Origin of the sequence: Erwinia sp. JH02 (assembly GCF_013074405.1) — a bacterium.
GTDB lineage: Bacteria > Pseudomonadota > Gammaproteobacteria > Enterobacterales > Enterobacteriaceae > Erwinia > Erwinia rhapontici.
In genome coordinates this window covers 61651-87208 of sequence record NZ_JABANZ010000008.1, presented here as the reverse complement: position 1 = coordinate 87208, position 25558 = coordinate 61651, and the positions used below count along the sequence as shown (strand labels likewise).

23 protein-coding genes are annotated in these 25558 nt (G+C 53.8%); 7 read left to right on the top strand and 16 right to left on the bottom strand.

Going from position 1 to position 25558, the window contains the following annotated elements; all coding sequences use genetic code 11:
* Positions 1 to 19: 19 nt before the first annotated feature.
* From selB to fdnG, 7 genes are read right to left on the bottom strand one after another with little or no spacing between them, the layout of a single operon-like run.
* Positions 20 to 1858: a selenocysteine-specific translation elongation factor gene (selB, locus tag HHI26_RS19145; RefSeq protein WP_171149538.1), complete on the bottom strand. Its 1839-nt coding sequence runs from the start codon at positions 1856 to 1858 to the stop codon at positions 20 to 22.
* Positions 1855 to 3246 (bottom strand): L-seryl-tRNA(Sec) selenium transferase, encoded by a 1392-nt coding sequence (selA, locus tag HHI26_RS19140; protein ID WP_171149549.1) that lies wholly within the window; start codon positions 3244 to 3246, stop codon positions 1855 to 1857. The genes selB and selA overlap by 4 nt, the downstream gene beginning before the upstream one ends.
* Positions 3243 to 3854, bottom strand: a complete 612-nt coding sequence (locus HHI26_RS19135) for a glutathione S-transferase (protein ID WP_133844765.1) — start codon at positions 3852 to 3854, stop codon at positions 3243 to 3245. The genes selA and HHI26_RS19135 overlap by 4 nt, the downstream gene beginning before the upstream one ends.
* Positions 3855 to 3857: 3 nt before the next feature.
* Positions 3858 to 4784 carry a formate dehydrogenase accessory protein FdhE gene (gene fdhE, locus HHI26_RS19130; RefSeq protein ID WP_159338266.1) on the bottom strand — a complete coding sequence of 309 codons (927 nt, stop codon included), beginning with the start codon at positions 4782 to 4784 and terminating at the stop codon, positions 3858 to 3860.
* A complete protein-coding gene (gene fdoI, locus HHI26_RS19125) occupies positions 4784 to 5434 on the bottom strand; it encodes a formate dehydrogenase cytochrome b556 subunit (protein WP_159338265.1) in 651 nt (216 codons plus the stop codon). Before fdoI ends, fdhE begins: the two co-directional genes overlap by 1 nt.
* The gene (gene fdxH / locus HHI26_RS19120) at positions 5431 to 6312 is read right to left on the bottom strand and encodes a formate dehydrogenase subunit beta (protein ID WP_159338264.1); all 882 of its coding nucleotides are present in this window, start codon (positions 6310 to 6312) and stop codon (positions 5431 to 5433) included. Before fdxH ends, fdoI begins: the two co-directional genes overlap by 4 nt.
* A gap of 3 nt (positions 6313 to 6315) precedes the next feature.
* A complete protein-coding gene (fdnG, locus tag HHI26_RS19115) occupies positions 6316 to 9363 on the bottom strand; it encodes a formate dehydrogenase-N subunit alpha (protein ID WP_171149537.1) in 3048 nt (1015 codons plus the stop codon).
* Between the two features lie 143 nt (positions 9364 to 9506).
* On the opposite strand from fdnG, the gene fdhD reads away from it, so the two are divergent.
* A complete protein-coding gene (gene fdhD, locus HHI26_RS19110) occupies positions 9507 to 10331 on the top strand; it encodes a formate dehydrogenase accessory sulfurtransferase FdhD (protein ID WP_133844753.1) in 825 nt (274 codons plus the stop codon).
* Here fdhD and HHI26_RS19105 read toward each other — a convergent pair.
* Entirely contained in the window at positions 10328 to 11104 is a 777-nt protein-coding gene (locus HHI26_RS19105) for a DeoR/GlpR family DNA-binding transcription regulator (RefSeq protein WP_133844750.1), read from the bottom strand. The genes fdhD and HHI26_RS19105 overlap by 4 nt on opposite strands.
* 181 nt (positions 11105 to 11285) lie before the next feature.
* Between HHI26_RS19105 and HHI26_RS19100 the strand changes: the two genes are divergently transcribed.
* The 5 genes from HHI26_RS19100 to HHI26_RS19080 all read left to right on the top strand — a co-directional run bounded on the left by HHI26_RS19100 (position 11286) and on the right by HHI26_RS19080 (position 17693).
* The gene (locus HHI26_RS19100; RefSeq protein ID WP_171149536.1) at positions 11286 to 12626 is read left to right on the top strand and encodes an aspartate aminotransferase family protein; all 1341 of its coding nucleotides are present in this window, start codon (positions 11286 to 11288) and stop codon (positions 12624 to 12626) included.
* A gap of 560 nt (positions 12627 to 13186) precedes the next feature.
* Positions 13187 to 13801: a superoxide dismutase [Mn] gene (gene sodA / locus HHI26_RS19095; protein ID WP_133844746.1), complete on the top strand. Its 615-nt coding sequence runs from the start codon at positions 13187 to 13189 to the stop codon at positions 13799 to 13801.
* A gap of 292 nt (positions 13802 to 14093) precedes the next feature.
* The gene (locus HHI26_RS19090; RefSeq protein ID WP_133844744.1) at positions 14094 to 15599 is read left to right on the top strand and encodes a sugar ABC transporter ATP-binding protein; all 1506 of its coding nucleotides are present in this window, start codon (positions 14094 to 14096) and stop codon (positions 15597 to 15599) included.
* A complete protein-coding gene (locus tag HHI26_RS19085; protein ID WP_133844742.1) occupies positions 15596 to 16600 on the top strand; it encodes an ABC transporter permease in 1005 nt (334 codons plus the stop codon). The genes HHI26_RS19090 and HHI26_RS19085 overlap by 4 nt, the downstream gene beginning before the upstream one ends.
* Positions 16601 to 16625: 25 nt before the next feature.
* On the top strand, positions 16626 to 17693 hold the full coding sequence (locus HHI26_RS19080; protein WP_171149535.1) for a sugar ABC transporter substrate-binding protein: 1068 nt from the start codon (positions 16626 to 16628) through the stop codon (positions 17691 to 17693).
* 68 nt (positions 17694 to 17761) lie between these two features.
* Here HHI26_RS19080 and HHI26_RS19075 read toward each other — a convergent pair whose 3' ends face one another.
* Positions 17762 to 18244 carry a hypothetical protein gene (locus HHI26_RS19075; RefSeq protein WP_133844738.1) on the bottom strand — a complete coding sequence of 161 codons (483 nt, stop codon included), beginning with the start codon at positions 18242 to 18244 and terminating at the stop codon, positions 17762 to 17764.
* Entirely contained in the window at positions 18241 to 19044 is an 804-nt protein-coding gene (locus HHI26_RS19070; RefSeq protein WP_171149534.1) for a winged helix-turn-helix domain-containing protein, read from the bottom strand. The genes HHI26_RS19075 and HHI26_RS19070 overlap by 4 nt, the downstream gene beginning before the upstream one ends.
* 375 nt (positions 19045 to 19419) lie before the next feature.
* Between HHI26_RS19070 and HHI26_RS19065 the strand changes: the two genes are divergently transcribed.
* A complete protein-coding gene (locus HHI26_RS19065; protein WP_133844734.1) occupies positions 19420 to 19689 on the top strand; it encodes a FaeA/PapI family transcriptional regulator in 270 nt (89 codons plus the stop codon).
* Between the two features lie 111 nt (positions 19690 to 19800).
* On the opposite strand, the gene HHI26_RS19060 is transcribed toward HHI26_RS19065, so the two are convergent.
* From HHI26_RS19060 to mtlD, 6 genes are all read right to left on the bottom strand, one after another.
* Positions 19801 to 21873, bottom strand: a complete 2073-nt coding sequence (locus HHI26_RS19060) for an FKBP-type peptidyl-prolyl cis-trans isomerase N-terminal domain-containing protein (protein WP_171149533.1) — start codon at positions 21871 to 21873, stop codon at positions 19801 to 19803.
* On the bottom strand, positions 21870 to 22277 hold the full coding sequence (locus tag HHI26_RS19055) for a hypothetical protein (protein WP_133844730.1): 408 nt from the start codon (positions 22275 to 22277) through the stop codon (positions 21870 to 21872). Before HHI26_RS19055 ends, HHI26_RS19060 begins: the two co-directional genes overlap by 4 nt.
* 96 nt (positions 22278 to 22373) lie before the next feature.
* The gene (locus tag HHI26_RS19050; RefSeq protein WP_133844728.1) at positions 22374 to 23015 is read right to left on the bottom strand and encodes a LuxR C-terminal-related transcriptional regulator; all 642 of its coding nucleotides are present in this window, start codon (positions 23013 to 23015) and stop codon (positions 22374 to 22376) included.
* A 332-nt stretch (positions 23016 to 23347) separates the two neighbouring features.
* On the bottom strand, positions 23348 to 23710 hold the full coding sequence (locus HHI26_RS19045; protein ID WP_171149532.1) for a YibL family ribosome-associated protein: 363 nt from the start codon (positions 23708 to 23710) through the stop codon (positions 23348 to 23350).
* A 73-nt stretch (positions 23711 to 23783) separates the two neighbouring features.
* Positions 23784 to 24344 (bottom strand): mannitol operon repressor MtlR, encoded by a 561-nt coding sequence (mtlR, locus tag HHI26_RS19040; RefSeq protein WP_133844934.1) that lies wholly within the window; start codon positions 24342 to 24344, stop codon positions 23784 to 23786.
* Between the two features lie 65 nt (positions 24345 to 24409).
* Positions 24410 to 25558, bottom strand: a complete 1149-nt coding sequence (gene mtlD, locus HHI26_RS19035) for a mannitol-1-phosphate 5-dehydrogenase (protein WP_171149531.1) — start codon at positions 25556 to 25558, stop codon at positions 24410 to 24412.

The window sequence follows — 25558 nt, the reverse complement described above, 5'->3', positions numbered from 1 at the left end:
TGGTTATTTATCCAGCATTCTAGCGGAACATCTGGCTGTCGCGCAATAAATGTTCATTGCCTTTGCGCTGAGTGAAGCCACAGTGGTCGAAAAACTCGAGGATCTGCACCGCCAGTTTCCGGCCTGTGCCCAGCTGATCGCGGAAGTCTCCGGCGCGGGTGCCCAGGCCTGTTTCAGCACGCTGAAAGATAAGACCAGCAAAGCGGGTCAGCTGCGTATGACTGTAGTACCGATCGTTAACGATAGCGGTAATGGCACCGCTCTGCGCCGCTTTACGCAGCGTCTGGCGCATCAGCTCCTCATCGCAGCCCAGCTGCGCCGCCAGGTCGCGCACCCACCATGCCTCGCTGCCGAACAGGGGTTCTGCCTGTTGCCAGATCGCAGCCTCCCGGTCATCAAAACGGATACGGAAATCGGGCAGGTGCAGCCAGCCACGATTGTTAATCATCTGCTTCGCAGCGATCAACTGGTCCGTCAGTGCAAGCACCAGCTCCGCGGGTTGACCAGGGAATGCCAGACGTCGCAGGCGATCGCGGCCAATACCCGGACGGTCGCCGTGTTGCTGATGATAATTTTCCAGCGTGCTGAGCAGCTCTGACTGCCACTCTCGCTGGGTTTGCCTCAGCAGCAGATAATCGGCGGCCTGTATAAACGTCGCGCTATTGAGTGAGGCAGTGATGGCCTCTCCGTTACGCTGAAAAAACCAGTGGAGTGCATCCATGCGCCAGGGATGGGGCTGTAACAGCCGTTCCAGCCGTTGTTCAAGACTGGCGGCTTTTTCCAACTGGTGCAGCCAGTCGAGGAACGCGGGCTGGCGTTTTCCTCGCTTCGGCGGGGCCAGCAGCACGATTCTCGCCCCGGCCAGCGTCTGGCGCGCACTGATATCCCGCAGGATTAACCGGTCATCACCGGCCAGCCACAGCGGGTTGTCAAACAGCAACTCGGCAAAACGATCGTCCAGAAGCGAGATGCGGCCAGTGGTATGGCTGGCTGCATGATGAATATGCAGTGACTGACCCTGATGCAGCGGTTGATGGGATTGAAGGCTGACGATCGCCCGCCCGCAGGGCCGTTCGGGAGCGGTGGTCAGCAGCCAGTCGCCGCGACTGACTTCCGCTTTTTCCACCCCACCGCTGAGATTCAGCGCGATGCGTTGCCCTGCGTGGGCCTGTTCCACGGGTTGATTCTGGGCATGCAGATTGCGCACCCGCACCCGTTTATTCATGCCGGTCAGCCACAGGGAATCACCGATGCGCACGTCACCGGACAACGCAGTGCCCGTTACCACCACGCCTGCCCCTTTAACGTTAAACACCCGGTCAATCGCCAGACGGAAGGCCTGATCCTGCCACAGAGGGCGTTCGGGCAGCTGGCGCAGATGGTGGCTCAGTTCAGCAATGCCCTCCCCGTTGACTGTGCTGGTGGTAAACAGGGCGACGCTTTCCCAGCCAAGTTGCCGGGTTAGCTGGCGGATCTGCTGATCGACGGCCTTACGCTGTGCGGGTTCCACGCTGTCGCTTTTGGTCACGGCGACGGTCAGCGCAGGCTGGCCACTCAGTTGCAGGATCGCCAGATGTTCACGGGTTTGCGGCATGATGCCATCATCGGCGGCGACGACCAGCAGAGCGTGATCGATACCGCCGATACCACTCAACATATTACTGAGGAATTTTTCATGGCCGGGAACGTCAATAAAGCCGATTGTCTGCCCGTCGGGCTGAGGCCAGTATGCGTAGCCTAGATCGATGCTCATGCCGCGGGATTTTTCTTCCGGCAGGCGATCGGCATTGACACCTGTAATGGCTTGAAGCAGTGATGTTTTTCCATGATCAACATGGCCAGCCGTGGCAATAATCATGACGTCATCATCCTGATAAAGAGCGCGTCATCTTCCAGTGTTCGAAGATCGAACCACAGACGACCGCTGTGAATACGCCCGATGATGGGGACGTCACCGGTGCGGAGCCTGTCTGCCAGTGCCTGCAGTGTGCTGCCGCTGCCGTTCGTCGGAGTGAGCGTCAGCGCCACGGACGGCAGCCGTTCAACCGGCAGCGAACCGCTGCCAATTTGTGACAGGCAGTCAGCTATTTCTACGAGGAACAGCCCCGTCAGTGCGGTCTGAAGTACAGGTAAAAGCCGCTGCGCCTGATGGGCGATCTCGGACTGTGTGCGGGTCAGCAGCCGCAGCGTTGGCAGCTGCTGTGCCAGTTTCTCCGTGTGCAGATAGAGCTGTAATGTGGCTTCCAGCGCTGCCAGGGTCATTTTGTCTACCCGCAGTGCGCGCTTCAGCGGGTGCTGTTGCAGACGGGCAATCAGCGCTTTTTTGCCGATGATAATGCCTGCCTGTGGGCCGCCGAGCAGCTTATCGCCGGAGAAACTGATCAGACTGACGCCTGCGGCAATCATCTGCTGCGGCATCGGTTCCGGCGGCAGCCCATACTGTGTCAGGTCAATCAGCGAACCACTGCCGAGATCGCTGATGACCGGCAGATTGTATTCGTTGCCCAGCGCCACCAGTTCGGCCTCACTGACCGCTTTGGTAAAGCCCTGCACCTGATAGTTGCTGGTATGCACCTTCATCAGCAGCGCGGTATCGCTGTTCACCGCTTCGCGATAATCCTTCAGATGGGTGCGGTTGGTGGTGCCGACTTCGCGCAGCCGGCAACCTGCCTGAGTCATCACATCGGGAATGCGGAACGCGCCGCCAATTTCGACCAGTTCACCGCGTGATACCACCACGTCCTGACCCGGTGCCAGGGCTGCCAGCATCAACAGTACGGCTGCGGCATTGTTATTCACAATGCAGGCGTCTTCTGCCCCTGTTAGCTGGCAGAGCAGGTCGGCCAGCGCGCGATCGCGGTGGCCGCGTCCGGCATCATCCAGCGCGTACTCCAGCGTTACCGCCGAGCGCATTACGCGGGTCACCGCGTCAACGGCCGGCTCGGCCAGCAACGCTCGCCCGAGATTGGTATGCAACAGCGTACCGCTGAGATTCAGCACCGATTGCAGCCCGCTGCTGCCTGTTTGCTCCAGCCGCTGGCTGGCGTATTGTGCCCAGTTGTGGCACCAGTCAGGAAGCTGCTGGTGTTGCTGAATATGCTGGCGGGCCTGCTGCTGTAACTCACGCAGCAGGGTGACCAGCTGGCGGTGTCCCCAGCGATCGCTGAGCACCTGAAATTCAGCCTGACGTAACAGGCTGTCAATAGAGGGAAGCTGGCTGAACAATATTTTCATCGGCAGGCTCAGGTTGCTGGCGGCTCCGTACGGGCAAAGCTGTCGCGCTGAAACAGGGTAGTGGCAAGCTTGACCAGCGAAGGTCGGTTCACATTCCATCCCGGTGCCACGCGGCGGAAATTCAGGTAACCGAGCGTACAGGCGGTAGCGATATCGGCCAGCGAGATCTGTGAACCGTTCAGCCATTTACCTTCCACTGCGGCCGCTTCCAGCGCATCCAGCCCGCGCTGAATTTTATCGCGCTGGCGCAGCATTTCGCTGGTGGACTGCTGGTCCGGATCTTTCTGCTGTTCGCGCACGATTAACAGCGCGGCATCACAGACGCCATCGGCGAGCGCTTCCAGCTGGCGGACCGCAAGCTGGGCGCGTGGATCGACGGGCAAAAAGGCCGGGTCGAGATGCAGCAGTTCCAGGTAAGCGGCGATAATCGACGAGTTGTACCACACGTCATCATCATCACTGACCAGCGCCGGGACTTTCCCCAGCGGAGTATAGTCTTTGACATGGCTGCCTTCGTGCCACGGAGACTCATTGACGAACTCAAAGGTGATGCCTTTTTCCAGCAGCATCACGGAGATTTTGCGCACATACGGACTGGTGTAATTGCCGATCAGCTTCATAGCCTACTCTCCGGGGAATAAAAAGGGGTTCAGACTGCTGCGGGCAAAGCCCTCCTGCTCCATACGTGCATCGAGGATCAGCGACGCCAGATCGTCTGCGACCGGCTCAACCGCCGGGTCTTTATCCTGATACAGCATCTTCAGGTAGGTGCCGCAGTCGCCGCAGCTTTCGGCTTTAATCGCTGACGTTTCACTGTCCAGCGACCAGTAATGCAGATCGCCCGTTTGTTCGCAGTTACTGCATTTGGCGCGCATGACATACCACTCGCTTTCACACAGATTGCAGTGCAGGTAACGCAGGCCGTCCTGGGGGCTGCCCATATGAATCACGCTGGAAACCGGCACGCTGGCGCAGACCGGGCAAAACTGACGTTGTTCACCCGCTTCTGCCCGTGCTTTTCCTGGGATCAGTGCCGCCATCTGTGCCCAGTACAATGACAGCGCAGCCCAGATAAACGGGGATTTATCGCTGCTGACCTGGGCGAACTCGTTGGCGAACAGCGCACTGGCCATGGCTTCCAGTTCGGAGACGGAGGCCTTCTCCAGGTTTTCCAGCACGGAGAGTGCCTGGCCGGTCATCTCCGGCTTCAGCTCGGCGATCAACGAATGCAACAGTCGTTGCCAGTGCGCGTCGCGCGGCAGGGTGCTGATATCCAGCGGCGGTTTACCCAGACGTGCGCTCTCTTCCAGGCGCCCTCGTAGATCCATCTGTAGCGGATGGTCATACAGAACGATCTCCTGTGCGGTGGCGATCACCGCCGCAAAGCGCAGGTAGTCACCTAGCGGATTTTTCTCCGCCAGCTGGCGCAAACGCGCAGCTCGGCGGCTGTAGAGTTGCTTTAGCCGGGGGAAAAGGAGCGGCGGAATGGTCTCCGCCGTCATCAGATCGCTTTTCTCCAGCGAGTCCTGCGGGATAATGCGAATGGTCATCAGGGGCCTTTTTCCTGTTGTTTTTGCCGGTGTTGCTGCTCTTGCTCGCTACGATACCAGCGCGGGTGGTGTTTTTTGGCCCAGCGGGTGGTGACCCAGCCTTCGACCATCGCGGTTATCGTGCCTTTTACCCACAGGGCGGCATAGACATGCACCATAATCACCGCAATCAGCACCACCGCCGCAACAGAATGCACCACCAGTGCGGCACGGATCAGCGGAATACTGAAAGCAGGGGCAAAGTAAGGCCGCCAGATAACAATGCCGCTGGCAAGCAGCAGTATTAAGCTGACGATAGCAGCCCAGAATACGCACTTCTGTCCGAAATTATAGCGCCCGGTATCGCCCACTTCCTTGTTTTGCACAATTTTATGGATGTTTTTCATCCAAATCATGTCCTGCCTGTCGAACAGGTTGTGCCGCCAGTAACGGAAAAACATCCGCAGGAAGGTGATAAACATCACGGTGCCCACAAAGGGATGCAGGATGCGCGCCAGTTGCGGCGTGCCGAAGATGTTCATCAGCCAGTTAAAGGAGGGAAAGAAAAAACCTAATCCGCTCACTGCCGCGAGAAGAAAACAGAATGCCATCAACCAGTGATTAAGCCGTTCTGGTGCGCTGTAGCGCTGAATACGCTGACGTGGTTTCATGGATTTTCCTCCTCATCCTCTTCTTCGGCCCGGTTTGGTCCCACCCCGACATAGTGAAACACGGCTGCCGCAAACGTGGCGGCAAAGCCCAGTGCGGCCAGCGGTTTCCACACGCCTTTCCAGAAGGTGACCGCCGGGCTGATAGCCGGAGCCTGCGGTAACCCGTGATAGAGCGTGGGCCTATCCGCATGATGCAGCACATACATCACATGGGTGCCGCCGACGCCCGCCGGATCGTACAGACCGGCGTTGGCAAAACCGCGCGTGTTGAGTTCGCTAACGCGTTCTGCCGCCAGTGTTTTCATCGCCTCTTTACTGCCGAAGTGAATGGCGCCAGTGGGACAGGTTTTCACGCAGGCCGGTTCCTGGCCCACGTTGACCCGGTCGACGCACAGCGTACATTTATACGCCCGATTATCCTGCGGGTTGATGCGCGGCACGTTGAACGGGCAGCCAGCAATGCAGTAACCGCAACCGATGCACTGCTCAGACTGGAAGTCGACGATGCCGTTAGCGTACTGAATGATTGCCCCTTCCGACGGACAGGCTTTCAGGCAGCCCGGGTCCGCGCAGTGCATGCATCCATCTTTACGGATCAGCCACTCCAGCCGACCGTTCTCCTCCACTTCGGAAAAACGCATCACCGTCCAGGATTGGGCGCTCAGATCGGCGGGATTGTCATACACCCCGACGTTACTGCCGACCTCATCGCGCAGGTCGTTCCATTCGGAACAGGCCACCTGGCAGGCTTTGCAGCCAATACAGGTGGTGACGTCAATCAGCTTGGCCACCTCCTGCTGGTGGTCACGCGCCTGCGGGGGAGGCGTCAGGTCGTTCGTTGCCGAACGGCGAATGATATCCTGTGATTGATAAGCCATCGTTTACACCTTCTCCACATTGACCAGGAACGCCTTGAACTCTGGCGTTTGCGTATTGGCATCACCGACAAACGGCGTCAGGGTATTGGCGAGGAAGCCTTTCTTTGCCACGCCCAAAAAGCCCCAGTGAATCGGAATACCGATGGTATCGACCTGTTTACCGTCAATGGTCAGGGTGCGCAGGCGTTTGGTGACCACCGCTTTGGCTTTGAGGTAGCCGCGCTGCGAACTGACTTTGACCCGATCTCCGTGCCGTATGCCCAGCTTGCCTGCCAGCGTTTCGCCGATTTCGATAAATTGCTCCGGCTGCGCGATGGCGTTAAGCCGCGCATGTTTCGTCCAGTAATGGAAATGCTCGGTGAGACGGTAGGTGGTGCCGACATACGGGAACTGCATGGCCTTGCCCATATTGTTGAGATCGCCCGGGAACACGCGGGCCGCCGGGTTGGAGACGACCGCCGGATGCAGCGGGTTGGTGCCAATCGGTGTTTCAAACGGCTCGTAGTGCTCCGGGAACGGCCCTTCCGCCATTTTATCCAGCGCAAACAGTCGTCCCATTCCCTCCGGCTGCATGATAAATGGCCCGGTATCGCTGCCCGGTGGTGCAGTGCTGTAATCGGCAATGTCCTGCCCGACCCACTTAGCGCCGTCCCAGTGCAGCAGCTGGCGTTTCGGGTCCCAGGGTTTGCCCTGCGGATCGGCAGATGCACGGTTGTAAAGGATGCGGCGATTAAGCGGCCATGCCCAGCTCCAGGCGGGGGTATTGCCCAACCCGGAAGGGTCACTGTTATCGCGGCGTGCCATCTGGTTACCTTCCGGCGTCCAGCTTCCGGCGAAGATCCAACAGCCGCTGGCGGTACTTCCGTCGCTGCGTAGCTGGGCAAAGCTACTAAGCTGCTGACCTTTTTTCACCAGCACATTGCCTTTGTCGTCCAGCAGGTCGTTCAGTGCACGGCCATTGCTTTCCTGCGCCACTTCCTCCGACGCCGGGGAATCAGGGGTCTGATAGTCCCAGCTCATGTTGAGGACGGCCTCAGGCAGCGCGCCCCCTTCTTCTGCGTAAAGCTGGCGCAGGCGTAGATAGATTCCCGCGAGGATCTCACCGTCGTTGCGCGCTTCTCCCGGCCCGTCTGCCCCTTTCCAGTGCCACTGTAACCAGCGTGCCGAGTTCACAATCGACCCGTTCTCTTCGGCAAAGCAGGTGGACGGCAGGCGGAACACTTCCGTGCCAATCTCCGCGGGATCGGTGTGGTTAAACTCGCCGTGATTTTCCCAGAAGCTGGCGGTTTCGGTGGTGAGCGGATCGATGGTCACCAGGAACTTCAGTTTTGCCAGTGACGATGCCACCTTCTGTTTATGCGGGAAGGACGCCAGCGGGTTAAAGCCCTGACAGATATAGCCGTTAACCTCGCCGCGATGCATCATCTCGAAATACTGCAACACGTCGTAGCCCTTATCCCACTTCGGCAGCCAGTCAAACCCCCACTGATTTTCTTGCTGGGCCTTATCGCCGTAGAACGCTTTCATCATGCTGATAAAGAACTTCGGATAGTTGCTCCAGTAGTTGACCTGGCCGGGCAGCAGCGTTTTTGGCGTGTTGGCGGCAAGGTAATGATCCAGATCGGGCTGTTTGTCTGAAGGCAGTGTCATATAGCCGGGCAGGCTCTGGGAAAGCAGGCCGAGATCGGTCAGTCCCTGAATATTGGAGTGGCCGCGTAGGGCGTTAATGCCGCCGCCTGCCATTCCCATATTGCCCAGCAGCAGCTGGATCATCGCCATCGTGCGGATGTTTTGTGCACCGACGGAGTGCTGCGTCCAGCCCAGTGCATACAGGAACGTGGCGGTGCGGTCCGCCGCGCTGGTGGCGGCCAGTAGTTCACAGATGTGCAGGAAGTCTTTCTGCGGAGTACCGCATATGTTTTCCACTACTTTCGGTGTATAGCGGCTGACGTGGGTTTTCAGCAGGTTCCAGACGCAGCGCGGATGGGTCAGCGTTGTATCACGCTGCGCAAAGCCCTGCTCATCCAGCGCATAGTGCCAGCTGGTTTTGTCATAGCTGCGGGTTTCCGGGTCATAGCCGCTGAACAGGCCGTCGTCGAAGCTGAAATCATCGCGCACGATGAGGCTGGCGTTGGTGTACGCCGCAACATATTGATGTTGGATGGTATCGTGTTCGATCAGATAGTGCAGCACCCCCGACAGGAAGGTAATGTCGGTGCCGGAACGAATAGGCGTATAGAAATCAGCCACCGATGCCGTACGCGTAAAGCGCGGATCGATAACGATCAGTTTGGCGTTGTTATGGATTTTGGCTTCCATCGCCCAGCGGAATCCTACCGGATGCGCTTCAGCGGCATTGCCACCCATAACAATAATCAGATTCGCATTGCGGATGTCGACCCAGTGATTGGTCATCGCACCGCGACCGAACGTTGGAGCAAGACTTGCTACCGTAGGTCCGTGTCACACGCGCGCCTGGTTGTCGACGGCAAGCATGCCGAGCGAACGGGTCATTTTCTGGGTTAAATAACCGGTTTCATTGCTGGAGGCCGAAGCGCACAGCATGCCAGTACTGAGCCAGCGGTTGACGGTGACGCCGTCTTTATTGCGGGTGATGAAATTGGCATCGCGGTCATCTTTCATCAGCCTGGCGATACGGCTAAAGGCATCATCCCAGCTGATACGCTGCCATTTATCGGAACCGGCAGCGCGATATTCCGGGTATTGCAGGCGGCTTTCACTCTGAATAAAGTCGAGTAATCCGGCACCTTTCGGGCACAACGCACCACGACTGACCGGATGGTCCGGGTCACCTTCTATATGGAAAATACGCTCTTTCACGTTTTTCGCACCGTCACCCATGCTGTACATCAGCAGGCCACAGCCCACCGAGCAGTAGGTACAGGTATTACGGGTTTCACGGGAACGCAACAATTTGTACTGGCGGCTTTCTGCCAGCGCGGCGGTCGGCGTAAAGCCGAGGACGGCGGCAGTCGTGCCTGCCATTCCTCCCGCACAAATTTTAAAAAATCGTCTTCTGCTGACTTTCATGGCGTCATTCCTGGTTCGACATTGGTCATTAATTTTGCTGCACCCGGGTGAGTGGTTCACAATAAGCGCAGGTGGTTTTTTAGCGTGTACAGTGTGAAATAATACCACAATATTGTTGTGGTTTATGAGCGGAGTGGATTTCAGTGAGCGAAGAACAGCACAAAAAAGAGGGATGTTTGCCACCAGACTCAGGCATACGTCAGATTTCGGTCTGGCAGCGCGATGCGCTACAGCAGGCGCAGCCGGACTGGCTGGCAGAAGAGGTGCCCGTTGCGCTGGTCTACAACGGCATCTCGCATGTGGTGATGATGGCGACGCCGAAAGATCTCGCGGCATTTGCCGTTGGTTTTTCCCTGTCAGAGGGCATTATTGCCTCCCCGGCCGATATTTTTGGTATTGACGTCGTGCCGGTTTGTCAGGGGATTGAAGTGCAGGTTGAACTGTCCAGCCGCCGCTTTGCTGCCTTAAAAGAGCAGCGACGGGCGATGGCCGGGCGCACCGGTTGTGGTGTCTGCGGCGTGGAGCAACTGGCCGAGATCGGCAAGCCAGTACAGCCGCTGCCGTTTACGCAAAATTTTGATTTTCAATACCTTGATCATGCACTGCGTCAGCTAAAGGATTTTCAACCGGTCGGCCAGCTGACGGGTTGTACCCACGCTGCGGCCTGGGTGACACCCACGGGAGAACTGAGCCTCGGCTGTGAAGATGTCGGCCGTCATGTGGCACTGGATAAACTGCTGGGGATGCGCAGTAAAGTGCCTCCGGCTGCGGGCGCGGTGCTGGTGTCCAGCCGCGCCAGCTATGAAATGGTACAGAAATCCGCGATGTGCGGCGTGGAGATCCTGTTTGCCGTCTCAGCCGCGACGCAGCTGGCGGTGGAGGTGGCGCAGCGCTGTAATCTGACGCTGGTGGGCTTCAGTAAACCGGGGCGGGCAACGGTCTATACGCATCCGCAGCGGCTAATTTAAGCCAGAACCACCTGCGGCAGCACCTGCTGTAAGGCGGAGAACGCAGGCAGGGTGGCCGCGCTGCTGTCGGTGACCAGCGCGCTGACCTGCTCAATGCTGGCATAATTCATGCGGCTGTTCAGGCCAAGTTTGCTGTGATCGGCCAGCAAAATCAGCCGCCCGGCTTGCCGCGCCATGGCGCGTGCAATGGCCGCTTCGTGTGGCTGAAAACTACTGGCACCGTGTTTGGCGTCCAGCCCGACCGGCGAGAGCACCGCCACGTCAGCGCGGAAGCGATAGATCTCACCCACGGTCAGTTCCCCGCGCGTCTCCTGCGCCCCGGCCAGCATATTGCCACCCAGCAGGATCACCTGATTGTTCAGCGTTTCCTGTTCTTCTGCGGCACAGAGTTTGAGAGCTGCGTTCAGGCTGTTGGTGATAATGGTCAGCCCGGACATTGAGCGCAACTCTTCGGCCAGCATGGTCGTGGTGCTTCCGGCATCCAGAAACACGGTCTGACCGGGTTGCAACAGCTGTGCGGCCGCGCGTGCGATAGCGCGTTTCTCTTTCGCCATCACGGAACTGCGTACTGTCAGCGGTGGTTCCGGTGTGGCATTCAGCGCCACCAGGCCGCCGTGGACCCGTTTCGCCAGCCCCTGCGCTTCCAGTTCAATAATGTCCCGGCGGGCAGTTTCACGCGAAACCCCCAGCTCTTTAATGATCCGTTCGGTACTCACCTGGTTGAGGGTGTTCAGTAGCGCCCGGATGCGATGTAAGCGTGTTTCCTGCAGCATAGGTCTGATTTCCTGACGATAACTCACCGACATAGCCTAACCGACAATGCTGCGCTCTGCATGTGTATTTTATTGCATTTGTGTATTTTGTTGCATTTGACGTAAAAGTTGCCATGATAAAGGTCAGACACTGCTGACTGCCTGTCACCAGGCAAACCTCAATTTTGCAACGGGAGTGATTATGGCCACACGTTCAACCATCATGGATACCAACAGTTTCCGCGCCGAGCATGCCGACGGCCTGGATGCGGATGTGCGTAAGCTGACCGACAAGCGCAGCAAGGTGCTGGGTGAGTCTTACCGCCTGTTTTACCGTAAGCCGGTGCATCTGGTCCGCGGGAAAGGGCAGTATCTGTGGGATGCCGCCGGGGATAAATACCTGGATGTGTACAACAACGTCGCCAGCATCGGCCATTGTCACCCGGCGGTGATTGATGCGGTGTATCAGCAGATGAACCAGCTGAACACCCACACTCGTTATCTGCATGAAGCCATCCTGGACTACTCCGAGCAGCTGCTGGCGACGGCACCTGTGGAAATCGACCGCGCCATGTATATGTGCACTGGCTCCGAGGCCAATGACCTGGCGATTCGCGTGGCGCGTGCTTACAGCGGCGGCACCGGGATTATCGTCACTCAGGAGTCTTATCATGGAACCAGCGACCTCACTTCCGGTGTTTCTCCGGCGCTCGGCAGCGGTCAGCCGCTGGCCGCAACGACCCGTCTGGTGCTGCCGCCGGATCGCTACCGTGTGGATGCCCCGGACCTCGGTGCCTGGTTTGCCGGCGAAATTCAAAAACAGATCGATGATATGGCGGCGCACGGCATTAAATTTGCCGGTTTCCTCGCGGATTCCATCTTCTCTTCCGACGGCGTGCTGCCGGGGCCAAAAGGCTTCCTGAAGCAGGCGATAGACGTGGTGCACAAAAACGGCGGCATCTTTATTGCTGATGAAGTGCAGCCCGGTTTTGCCCGTACCGGTGAGGCATTCTGGGGCTTTGCCCGTCACGATGTGGTGCCCGATGTGATCACCACCGGCAAGCCGATGGGTAATGGGATCCCGGTGTCTGGCCTGTTGGCGAAAAGCGATGTGCTGGCCGCGTTCAGCGATGAGATACCTTATTTCAATACCTTTGGTGGCAACCCGGTGGCGATGGCCGCGGCGCAGGCAGTGCTGAAAGTGATCAAAGAAGAAGGATTGCAGGAGCACAGTCGCGTGGTGGGGGCGAAACTGCTGGCGGAACTCTCCACGTTGATGGATAAGTATGAGTGCGTGGGAGATGTGCGCGGTGCGGGTCTGTTTATCGGCTTTGAGCTGGTGAAAGACAAAGCCAGCAAAACGCCGGATAAACAGTTGGCGTTGGATGTCACCGAGATGTTGCGTGATAACCACGTGCTCACTTCAGTGGCAGGACCGTATGGGAACGTTCTGAAATTACGCCCGCCGTTGGCGTTCCAGGAAAGCGATATCGACTGGCTGGTAGGTGCGCTGGATAAATCACTGGCGGCACTGGGGCGTTAACCCCGGGTCGGGCATGCCCGACCCCTACGGGGGTTGCCGGGTGAACGGGTCGGGTCTGCCCGACCCCTACGGGGGTTGCCGGGTGAACGGGTCGGGTCTGCCCGACCCCTACGGGGGTTGCCGGGTGAACGGGTCGGGTCTGCCTGACTCCTGCGGGGGTTGCCGGGTGAACGGGTCGGGTCTGCCCGACCCCTACGGGGGTTGCCGGGTGAACGGGTCGGGCATGCCTGACTCCTGTGGGGGTTGCCGGGTGAACGGGGCGGGCTCTACGGGGTAACCGGGATCGGCGTAGGGTTGTGGCACGCAGGACCCCGCTATGTTGCCCGTAGGGGCGAGGCATGCCTCGCCCTGGCTGACGAAACAATCGCTTAGATCATTTGGTTGTAACACGACAGGTAAAAGATATAACCACGCTGTCCCGCCTGCTGTCATCTATACCCTTATCAACATCGGGGCATTGATATCCCTTTTCCCGATCATTTATTTAACTATAATGATCCGACTGCTTACGCGGTGCTGAACAGCGAGCGCCGCCCATAATCTGAATGGAGACGATGAACATGAGTTATTCACTGCCATCCCTGCCTTATGCGTATGACGCACTGGAACCGCATTTTGACAAGCAGACCATGGAAATTCACCACACTAAGCATCACCAGGCTTATGTGAACAACGCGAATGCCGCGCTGGAAGGGACTGAGTTTGCTAATCTGCCCGTTGAAGAGCTGATTGCTAAACTGGATCAACTGCCTGCGGACAAAAAAGGCCCACTGCGTAACAACGCTGGCGGCCACGCTAACCACAGCTTCTTCTGGAAAGGTCTGAAAACCGGCACCTCTCTGGGCGGCGACCTGAAAGCAGCCATCGAGAAAGATTTCGGCAGCGTTGACGCGTTCAAAGCAGAATTCGAAAAAGCGGCAACCACCCGTTTCGGTTCTGGCTGGGCGTGGCTGGTCAAAAAAGGCGACAAGCTGGCCGTCGTTTCTACGGCTAACCAGGACAGTCCTCTGATGGGCGAAGCCATTTCTGGCGCATCCGGTACGCCGATCATCGGTCTGGATGTGTGGGAACACGCCTACTACCTGAAATATCAGAACAAACGTCCTGACTACATCAAGGCGTTCTGGGACGTGGTTAACTGGGACGTAGCAGCAGAGAACTTCAAAGCGGCTTAATCTCCTCAGTTATCGATGATCCTAACCGGCGACCTGTTCGCCGGTTTTTTTATCTCTGACTTCTGGCCGCGTCCACTTTGGTGCAGCATAACAACAATGCATCTGGTAAATATTCCCCGTTTTTCCACTGGTTATCAGCGCCATGCCAGCGCTTACCCCTGTAGTGTCTGGACATCTGGATGGCTAATAACATTTTGTGTTAGCTTATGCCCTTTCAATCGTTGCCTGCCGTGACAATCCATTAAAAAATGCGGCGCACCCCTTAATTTATTGAGCTTGAGAAAACACGCCCATGACCGCGATAAATCGCCTTGAAATGCGCCAGATCTCCATCGCTTTTGGCGGTTTTTCGGCGCTTAAATCCGTCGACATCACTCTGGAAGGGCACTCCATTCATGCGCTGACCGGAGCCAACGGTGCCGGAAAATCTACGCTGATGGCGGTGCTCTCGGGCGCATACGATCACTACAGTGGTGAGATTTTGCTGGATGGTCTGCCCGTCTCTATCCGTTCTCCACGTGATGCAAAACAGCTGGGTATCCACCTGGTCCAACAGGAAGTGGATGTGGCATTGGTCGCCGGCCTGAGTGTGGCGGAAAACATCATGCTCGACCGTCTGGCTGAAGGTGGCCAGCTTTATCGCTGGGGCGAGATGCGCCGTCAGGCGCGGGCACTGCTGGCGCGGTTAGATGTGCAGATTGACGTGAAGCGCCAGGTGGAACAGTGCACGCTGGCGGAAAAACAGCAGATCCTGCTGGCACGTGCGCTGTCACATCACTGCCGTTTTCTGGTGCTGGATGAGCCAACCGCCCCTCTCGACCAAAACGAAAGTGAAAAGCTGTTCGCCGTGGTTCGCCAGCTGCAAAGCCAGGGTATTGGCGTAGTGTTTATCTCCCACCGTATTCACGAACTGAATGCCATCTGCGATCGACTGACGGTTCTGCGTGACGGTGAACTGATTGAAAGCGGCCCGATGCAGGGATTAAGTGGTGAGCAAATTGTTGAGAAGATGCTGGGTCATCAGCTCAATGATATTTATCCGCCATCGCGTCCGCCGTTCAGTGAGGAAACCCTGCTGCACATTACCGGGTTGCATGATGAACACCTGTTAAAAGATATCAGCCTGACGCTGAAAAAAGGCGAGATCCTCGGTATCGCCGGGCTGGCTGGCGCAGGAAAAACGGAGCTTTGTAAGGCGCTGTTTGGTGCCAGTAAAAGCCGGGTTCAGCATGGCGAACTGCACGGTAAGCCGTGGAAACCCTCGTCCCCACATGCAGCGGTAGATAACCGCATGGCGCTGATCCCGGAAGAACGCCGCAAAGAGGGCATCTTTATTGAAGAATCGGTAGTGATGAACCTCAGTGTGACGGCGGATAATAGCTTTTCACGCTGGAGCCTGTTTGGTCACCGCCAGGCGTGGCGCTGGGCAGAAGACGTCATCGTCAAACTGGGCATCCGCACCACCGGGCCAAAGCAGACGCTGCGTCGCTTGTCCGGGGGAAATCAGCAAAAGGTGGCTATTGGCAAATGGCTGCGTAATAACGCTGATGTACTGATTTTTGATGAACCGACCAAAGGCGTGGATATTAAGGCCAAAACCGACCTGTTCGAGCTGATCGACGGGCTGGCCCGCCAGGGAAAAGGGGTGATTTACGCCTCGGGCGAATTTTCGGAACTGGTTGGCCTGTGCGACCGCATCTGCGTACTGTGGGACGGGCGCATTGTGGCGGAAATGGCGGCAAATGACGTCGATGAAGAAACACTTTTACTTTATTCCACCGGAGGAACGCCTGCGTGAGCAGCAAAGAAATTTCCCTGAAGGCGGCACCGTCCGTCCGGCACCAGCTATTTGATTTTCTCTATAAGTGGGGAATGTTGCTGACAGTAGTGGCGCTGATCGCGGGCTTTGGTCTGGCCTCAGACAGCTTCCTGGAACCGACCAATATCATCAATATCCTGCGTTCAATTGCTATTGTTACGGTGATTGCCATTGGCGTATCGATTTCGCTGACTATCGGCGGTTTCGATCTGTCCGTGGGGTCGACCGCTTCGTTGGCGAACTCGCTGGTGATCTCCCTGTTTGTCTGGTACGGATTCGGCCCGACGCAGGCGATTGCCCTGACGCTACTGCTCTGTACCCTGGTCGGTCTGTTTAATGCTTTTATGATCGTGGTGCTGAAAATCCCTGACATGCTGGCCACGCTTGCCAGCCTGTTTGTGGTGCAGGGTGTGGCGATGACCTACAGTTTCGGTGGTTCGATTACCGAGAACATGGTGCTGCCAAGCGGCGATATGGCCGAAGGCACGATCCCGGCAGTGTTCTCATTGCTGGGCCAGGTGCCGATTATTGTGATTGTGATGCTGGCGGTGACGGTGGTGGCACAACTGCTGCTGTCGTTGACTAAACATGGTCGCCGTATGTACGCCATTGGCGGTAACCCGGAAGCCGCCAGGTTGTCGGGTATCCGTACCACGCGCTATCGCGTGCTGGCCTATGTTATTTCGGCATTGCTGGCGGGGCTTGGCGGTATTTTGCTGGCTTCGCGTATTGGTTCCTCGCAGGTGAACGCCGGTGGCGGGTATCTGATGGATGCGGTGGCAGCGGCCTGGATTGGTCTGTCGCTGGCGGGTGCTGGAAAACCCAACGCGCTGGGTACGCTGCTCGGCGCAGTGATCCTCGGTGTATTACAAAATGGTCTGGTGATGCTGTCCGTGCCTTATTACGCGATGGACATCATTAAAGGCCTGGTGCTGGCGGTTGCGCTGGCCATTACCTACGTACAGCGCCGTCAGGCGTAATCTTTTCAGACAGGGTAAAATAATAATGAAAAAAATCACGACATCGCTGCTGGCTCTGAGCCTGCTGACTGCATTGCCTGCCATCGCTGCAGATATCCCCGTTCCGGCGGCCATCGCCAACCACGAAGGGCCGGTGCGTATTGCGGTGATCCGCAACCTCGGATCTGACGATAACACCACCCAGTTTGTTGCCGGTGCCATTCAGGAAGGCCGTAAGCTGGGCTTTAAAGTCAGCACCTTCCTCAGCAACGGTGACGACGCGCGCTTCCAGGACTTTGTGAATCAGGCTATCAGCCAGAAATATGACGGGATTATCCTGTCTCACGGCAAAGATCCGTACTCTACCGCGCTGGTTAAACGCATCACCGATGCTGGAATCAAAGTCTCTGTGTTTGATACCCCAGTTAACCAGCCGATCGATGGCGTAACCGTGACTGCGCAGGACGATGCCTCTCTGGCACAGCTCTCCCTCGATCAGCTGGTAAAAGATACCAACGGGAAAGCTAACATCGTCAAGCTTTGGGTCGCAGGTTTCCCGGCAATGGAACGTCGTCAGGTTGTTTATGAGAAAGTGCTGAAAGCCAACCCGGGCATTCATCAGCTGGAGTCCATTGGTGCGGTGTCTTCCGATGTGCAGGGGGATACGGCCAACAAGATTGGTGCCATCCTGGCGAAGTACCCTAAGGGTAAGATTGACGCGATTTGGGGCTCGTGGGATGCCTTTGCCCAGGGGGCGTATAAAGCCTTGCAGGAAAATGGTCGCACCGAGATCAAGCTGTACAGCATCGATGTGTCGAACCAGGATCTGCAACTGATGCATGAGAAGAACAGCCCATGGAAACAGACAGTGGCTGTCGACAGCAAGCTGATTGGTGCAACGAATATGCGCCTGGTGGCGAACAAGATTGGCGGTGAAACTACGCCGGCAACGTATCAGTTCACGGCATCAGCGATCTCTCAGCAACAGCTGGCTACCCAGACCGGAGCGGTCAATGTGGCTAACCTGAATAAAATCATCCCAGGCTGGGGCACATCAACCGATTTCGTGGCACCGTGGTTCGCTACCCTGGAAGCGAAATACGCGCAGAAGTAATTCTCTTCGTTGTTGAATAAAATTAACGGCTTATCTGCGTGAGTGGGTAAGCCTTTTTTTATGCCTTCTTACTGTGCAATACAGACATACAGCGGGGTGTTGGTATCTGAGATCAGCAGTGCGTTATCACTGAACTGGGACAGTTTCACAATGGACAAGTGGCTTTGCAGGATGGCATGAAAGAAAACATCCTCCGGCGCGGTATCAATATCTCTGACATGGCTGCTCGCATAGTTCAGCTCCAGAATGTGGTTTTCCGGATGATAGAGGTAGTCCATCATCAGCGTTCTGCTGAGGGTAAAGTGGCCTTGTTCAGTGAGCAAGTGGCCCGAAAACTCCAAGGCCAGCCGCTTTTCACCCAACGTGGTCAGGCTGATACTCCCCTTCATTGCGACCGTGGAAGTGGGTCTGACAAGATCAAAATTCACGTTCCCTTTGCATGAAATACTCAGTTGGGGTTTATCTAGATCAGCCTTTTTCCAGGAGAAACTGATGAAGTAAATGACCATTAAAACAATGATAGCTCCGCTGGTTAAAATAATATTTCTCATGGTTTTTTTATAGTGGCTGAAAGGTAACTCTCACAGTATGTGAGCCTGTTTTTTCTGTTCTGATGACACTGAGCAAGAAAAATAGCGCTCTGTTCGTACTCTTTCTTTGGAAAGAAATTGTTAAACCTAAAGTAGATGGTGTTTTTGCTTTTTTTACAGTCGATCTTATTTTTATTGATCAATAACTCTAATATCTTTAGTTTTTCTACTCTGTTTTTGTTTTTATCCCCTGCCAAATCCAGGATCTGACATGTTCCTATTTTGATAAAATCCGCTTTTCCTGAATTGAATGAGTAACGAATTAAGATAAGAGAAATAAAAACAAGACTGATGACGATCGCTGAAACTAAACGCATTTTCTTAATTTTAGGTTTTAACGCACACTTGTTAGACTCAGACACAATAGAAGGTGAAATCTCATTCGGGTTTGTCATTTTTGTAATGGATTCATTATCAGAATGATGATCAGACCTGGTGAATGTCGTCTCTGCATCCAGGCGAAACCCTTTCTTGGGTATAGTAATAATGATGTTTTCAGTCATTCCAAGCTGTGAAAATGTCTTTCTCAGCAGGCTGATATGGTTGCTTAAATTACTCCCTGAAGGTCTAAGGCCATGTTCTTCCCATACTAAACGAAGTAACTCTTCACGTGTCATTGTTTTACCACAATGCGTAATGAGTTCAGTCAAAAGTCTTGAACCAGGCCTGGAAAGTTGTATGGTTGAATTATCATTATCGATAAGTTTAAGTAATCCATTTATTGAGTCAAAATGGATGATCTGATTAATAAAATAGTCCATTTTTTACTTTTTAAGTATATTCCATTATTTACTCTTTGATTATCTTAATCCTAAGCAGGGATGTCAATGTTTACCCCGTAAGCATAGGGTGGTGTTCTGCTAAGTGCCGACATTTACTTTTTATTATTAATACAATATTAAGATTAATTGTTACAGGTGATTGATTTAATGGTTTTACCAAAAAGAGGCTAAACTAGTTTTTTATTCTTTAAATTTGCGTTTTTGTGGTTTTTAATTTTGGCTATATTTAATAATTGATATTAAGTTTTGTTTAATGTGGTTGCGTATTATCATGGCTTCGTTGTGAATTTACAGGGTCTAGTTTTATCACATATTTACTCGGCAGGAGCCGGTTATATCATAAGGAGCAAAAACATGAGTGAATCAATGGCTAAAACCATTCAAAGACGAGCATCAGTTGATAAGGTAATAACTGCACTGCATGATTTCTTTGAAGAGAAAGATTCTACCAGTTCGTCCGTTGTCTTTGCCAGCACAAGAGATGTTGCTGATCGGTCTGAATTGAGCATTTATAATGCCAGGCATATTTTAATAAAACTCGAGAGAGAAGGTGTAATCACCTCAACCAGGAAAGAAAATAGCAAGAGCTTGTACTGGAATAAAACAGATTCTTTCAAGGTGTGATTTTTTATTATGGTGCATCCACTCTCTCAGTGGATGCACTTTTTTTTAATCCCATTATCGTGCAAGATGTCAATTTCTCCCCACGCCAACGTATGATTGAACTCCTGCATGTCATGGATACATATCAGCAATTCTTAGGTCATAAATTATCGTGGCATTTGGCGGGATTTTAGGTGGATAACCTTTATCCTTATATGCCAGTTCTGGCGGTACGACGATGGTAATTGAACCATGATTTTTTAATTTCTGTAATGCTTCACGGAAGATCGGTGGGAAGTCAGCTATCGGCTGAGTTAGCATAGTATTGCTAGAATCCATATCGGTGACGACAACGCCATTTGTCAGGCTTTCCTTCACGACGACATCAAGAGTGGCATTCTTTGGTATTGGTGCATCACCTGCATAACTGATGTTATACCAAAATCCGGACGGTGATTTTTTCGTTTTTTTCATTTTAGTGAAATTATTTAAATACTTCTTAGTGGTTTCATCTAAATGAGTGACTAACTTTTCCTGATCGTTTTTCTCCCGGTTGCTGACTTCCAATAAAGTATCTCGTAGTACATCAGTAGACAATTTTGCCTGCCCCTTAAAGGCATCAACGATTCCGGCCAGCACAAGATTTTTCTCTGTTGCCGTACCCCAGTTGTTATTGTCTTGCTGCATTTGCAAAATCTCATCGCCAAGAGACATGCCAATAGCGTAGCCTTCACGAGCACTTTTTTTCTTCAGCTGTTCTGGCGTGATACCCGGCAGTTGACTGGTGGTTTTCACCTCTACTTTCTGGCTTTTTACTGAAGCCAGTTCGGCCAATGCTGCCTCTAACCTGGCCTGAAGTTCCGGGAGTTTCTTATCGTTGTCCTGATGACCTTCTTTTGGCGACGTTCCTTCGGGTGCCGTACCGGTAGCGGCGACAACAGGATCTGGTTGCTGTAACTGCACCAGGTCCATCTTCGATTGTAGTGATTTCGCTATGAGCTGGCTCTCGGTTAACTGTGCTTGTAGCTTATCTTTATCGCCTTGCAGCGCCGTTTTCAATTGCTGTGCCTCGGAAAGCTGCTGCTGCAACGCCTGCTGTTGCTTCACGCTGTCGGCAAGCTGGCCTTCGGCGGGGCTGCCCTGGGCAATCTGGTCCAGAAGCTGCTGTTTTTCTTTATCAAACGCCTGTTTATCCGCGGTATTTTCAGCCGCTAATTGCTGCTCTTTGGCGGCGATGCCGTCGCGCTCAGCGGTGATCTTCTCAATATCCTGGCGGCTGGAAGAGAGGTGCGCCTCCAGCTCGGTTATCTTGGCGTTGTGCTGTTCAATTTGCTGCTGCAGTGCCTGCTGCTCTTTTATGCTGGCGGCAAGCTGGGCTTCGGCCGGGCTGCCCTGGGCGATCTGGTCCAGAAGCTGCTGTTTTTCTTTATCAAACGCCTGTTTATCCGCGGTATTTTCAGCTGCTAATTGCTGCTCTTTAGCGGCGATGCCGTCGCGCTCAGCGGTGATCTTCTCAATATCCTGGCGGCTGGAAGAGAGGTGTGCTTCCAGCTCGGTTATCTTGGCGTTGTACTGTTCAATTTGCTGTTTTAATCCCTCTTCATGCGCGCTGACGATGCGATCCTTACCATCGTTAATCGCTTTAAGCTGGCTGCGCAGGGCGGCTTCAGCAAGCTGAACCTCTTTAAGCTGATCTTTTGCTTGCGCTAATTTTGTCACCAGCGAGTTTTGCGTTGGATGGAGGCTGAAAACCTGGCGTAAATCCTTCACCAGATCCAGCATCGCTTCCTTATCGGCAGGGATTAAATGAGGGGGTTCATTGGCTGTATCAGGGGCGGGTGCTGTTTTTTTAAGGGCAACAATCTTCTTTTCAAGCGCGTTTATTGCTCCATTTTTTTGAGCGATTTGCCGGGTTTTATCCTCAATATCTCGTCGTAAGGCGGCCATTTGGCCGCGATCTACGGAAGGTGCTGTCGAAGTCGGCTTTTGCTTAGGTTTGACCGTTTTTCCTGGTTCCCTGGCCAAAGATGGAGGCTCAGGTACTCTGGGCGGTGGCTGCTGTTGCTCCTGCAGATAGGAGGTAGCAAAGTTCAAAACGGCCGGCGCTTCGTGTTCTGCTGCGTACAATTTACTTATACCCAGGCATGCCACCACCAGGACAGCGGCACCTGACAAAGCAAAGGGAATAGTATATTTACCGATCATGGACGTGCTTCACCTTTGCTGGTTAGGCTATCCATCAGTGTTTGTGCAATGTGAGCACAAAGCTGATTTGCGCGATAGTGATAAAGTGAGTCCACAGTTTCCTGAGTATTCTCATCAACGCTTTTTCGCAGGCCAGTGTATTGAGCTGCGCTGTTCATCAGGTTGTCGAATGCATTTTGCATTCTAATGTATTCTGATGGGCTGACGACTTTCAGCGCCTGAAGCTGAGCCTGGCACTTTTTCAGATTCTCATTTTGTTTAATGTATTTTGCAGTGTGTGCGGATTGCGCTGATGCAGCACGCATTTTCTGCGATGTTGTCTGGCAGCCAGAAAGAGAGAAAATAAACAATACGGCGAACATATTGATAATAAATTTCAATGAAGTATTACGAATTGCCATCATAAAAATAACTCTAATTGAATAACTTTACGGATGATGATTCATCACGATAGGGTATCGGGATATCGCATTTTTGCGCTGCATCACATCCTGCCAGGATTAATGAAATTGGTCGCCAGTACGAATGGATTCACACCAGCCTTCCTGAATTAACCAGTAGTTCAGTTCAGCAGGGCGAATCATATTGAGTTTGCACATAATATTCCGTTTATGTGCGCTGACGGTTTTTTCGCTGATATGGAGGAAGCGTGCCACGCCACCATTACTGATGCCGCGTGCCAGATAGCGGAGAATCTCGGTTTCACGTCTTGTCAGATTCGTCTCCGTACGGCTAACCACTGAACACGGTTGAACAAAGGCACTACGCACGCTATTGAGCTGCTCCAGTTGTTCATTGATCACCGATAACATGCTCTCAACGGACTGGTTGCGATAGAGGGGGGTGTAATGGCTAATGTTGTGCGCTATCCCCTCGGGCTGCTCGTCAGCACTATCGCTATTTTTGATAATGAATATACAAAGCGGTCGTATCGACATCCGGCGATTTAAATAATGGATATTGGCGATGGAAAGTGATTCTTCCGCCAGGAAGATCATTTTCGCCCTGCTGTTAAAAGCACAATCGGTAAAATCAGTGTGAATGTTACGGAGGGAAAAGTTTTCAGCAAGACAATTCGTTAACCCTCTAATATAAAAGCGATTTGGGTCACGGATGACAATGGTGATGTGATTCTTTCGCATGATTAATACCTGAAGTTGTCCCTAACCGGAGACGTCTTATCAACGTCTTGCAAACGTCTCTCCGTGCATTCTTAATAGTACGCTTGCGGTATATTATATTGAATAAATTATCTGAGCGGTATCAAACTTCATTGAAAATTCCTATTGCGATATTTAATTCTGTTATATGTTTTAATTCGAGCCTATGAATCGCAAGAGTAATTTAATGGGTTTTTTTCGACATTTAATATCGGGGTGATATTTTTTTCGGGGATGGGAAAATCATTGGGATAATATCGGAGCGTAAAAAAACAGGGTGCCAGGACCCTGTTTTTTTATCGATGGCACGGCTTTTAAAAGGCAGTTTTTGCGAAACCCGTCATCTCTTTCAGACCCATTTCACGGCCCAGTGCGGTCGTCGGATGTACCACAACAATGCCACGAACGCTTTTCTTCAGCGCCCCCATATTCGCCTGCTCTTTCTTGGTGATGGGGCGGCTAAACGGTAGTTTTTGCAACGCCTGGGCTTCTTTGCTCAGGTTTTCGGCACGCACACCGCGCAGACGCTCGATTTCTGCTTCTAATTTGTCTTTTTCTTTCAATAATTCACCGAGTTTCTCGCTGTCGCCAGACGCCAGCAGAACGGGTTCTTTATGATTGAGCGCATCCAGCTTGTCGCTGAGACCTTTGATTTCTGACTGTACTTGTTCTTTCATAACGATTGACCATTAAATTGATTCATTGCTGCAAAGGATACACGAAAGCGGAGCAAAGAGGGAAAAGGGCGGATTACTTTTTGAAAGCTTGCTTGAGACTGATTTGTGAAATCAGCGTGGTCAGTGACAGGACCATCGTGGAGCGCACTACCTGCTGATAGCGTTGCTGCTGCATAGCACGCAGATCCACATCATCGCCGGCGAAATCAGGACATGGCGGCAGGCCACTAACGCAGTGAAGCTCGCCAAATGGCCCGAGAATTTCGTCATCAGTGAAACGATATTCGCTACCGTCATAATTCAACTCTTCGCGCAATGCCATAAGCAGTTCGCAGTCTTCGTACTCGCTACGGTTAATCATGCCAAGGCCGTAGATCAGCTTCAGGCGTACCGACAGTTCACCCAGCGGGCCATCGCCCAGTAGCAGCGGTTCCACAGCGTATTTGACGGCATAATCATCCTTACGGAACACCTGTATCACCAGTATGTTCACCGCTTCTGCCAGCAGTTCAACAGTGGCGATAAGAAAGCTTCTTACCGATCGTCCGGCATTAAGGCGTTCGAGCACCCGGTTTTCAAAAGCCTGAGGTTGTTCCATGAGTGCCTGCATATCATTCATATGGCCTAATAACATCTGCGCGGGCACAGCAGCAGTGCTGTGCCCTGATTGTTCGTCCGTGAGGAGCGCTTGCGCCGACATTATGCCATAGCGTTCCAGGCCTTCACTACCGCCTTGACCACATCGCTGTCGATATCCAGACCGGAAATTTGTGCCAGCGTCGTCGCGACATCCTGGCTTGCCAGCAGGGCAGCCAGTTCCTGCGCCTGTGGATCTTGCTCGCTGCGGTAATGTAGTGCGGCGGCAATCCCGGTGACCAGGTTGTCATGCGGTAGCTGGTACTCCAGTGTGCCCAGCGTTGGTTTGATCAGGCGATCGCCTGCGCTCAATTTACGCAGCGGCTGGCGGCCCACACGCTCAACGTCATCTTTCAGATACGGGTTTTCAAAACGGCCAAGGATTTTCTGGATGTAGGCCGCGTGTTTTACCGCGTCAAAATCATAACGTTTAATCAGCACTGCGCCGCTCTCTTCCATTGCGCCCTGCACGACAGCACGCACTTTTTCATCGAGAATGGCTTCGCGAATGGTTTGATGACCTGCCAGCTGCCCAAGATAGGCGGTAATGGCGTGGCCGGTATTGAGGGTGAACAGCTTGCGCTCGACGAATGCCATCAGATTATCGGTCAACTCCATGCCGGGGATGGCAGGCAGGTCGCCTTTGAACTGCGTCTGGTCGACGATCCACTCGCTGAAGGTTTCTACCGTCACTTCCAGCGGATCGCTGCTGCCGGCTTCAGAAGGCGGCACAATGCGGTCAACGGCAGAGTCGACGAAGCCTACATGTGCTTCGACCCAGGCGTGATACTGCTCAGGCAGTGCTTTCAGCACGTGGCCTTTCAGCTGTGTGGTGCCGCGCACCATATTCTCGCAGGCAATAATGTTCAGCGGACGGGTATTAGCGCTATCACTGCGTTTGGCCAACCCTTTGGCAATGCTGGCGGCAATGCGCTCAAGGATCTGTGGACCAACCGCCGTGGTAACGATATCAACCTCTGCTACCAGCGCAATAATATCATCGCTGGTACTGTTAACGGCGTTCACACCTTTAACAATCTCAACCTGCGCCTGCTCACCCACCACATGCACCGGGTACTCGCCGCGCGCGTTCAGGGCATCCAGCACCACCTGATTAACGTCTGCGAAAGTGAGCTGAATGCCAGCATCAGCCAGCAGTTTACCGATAAAGCCACGGCCGATATTTCCGGCGCCAAAATGTAATGCTTTCAT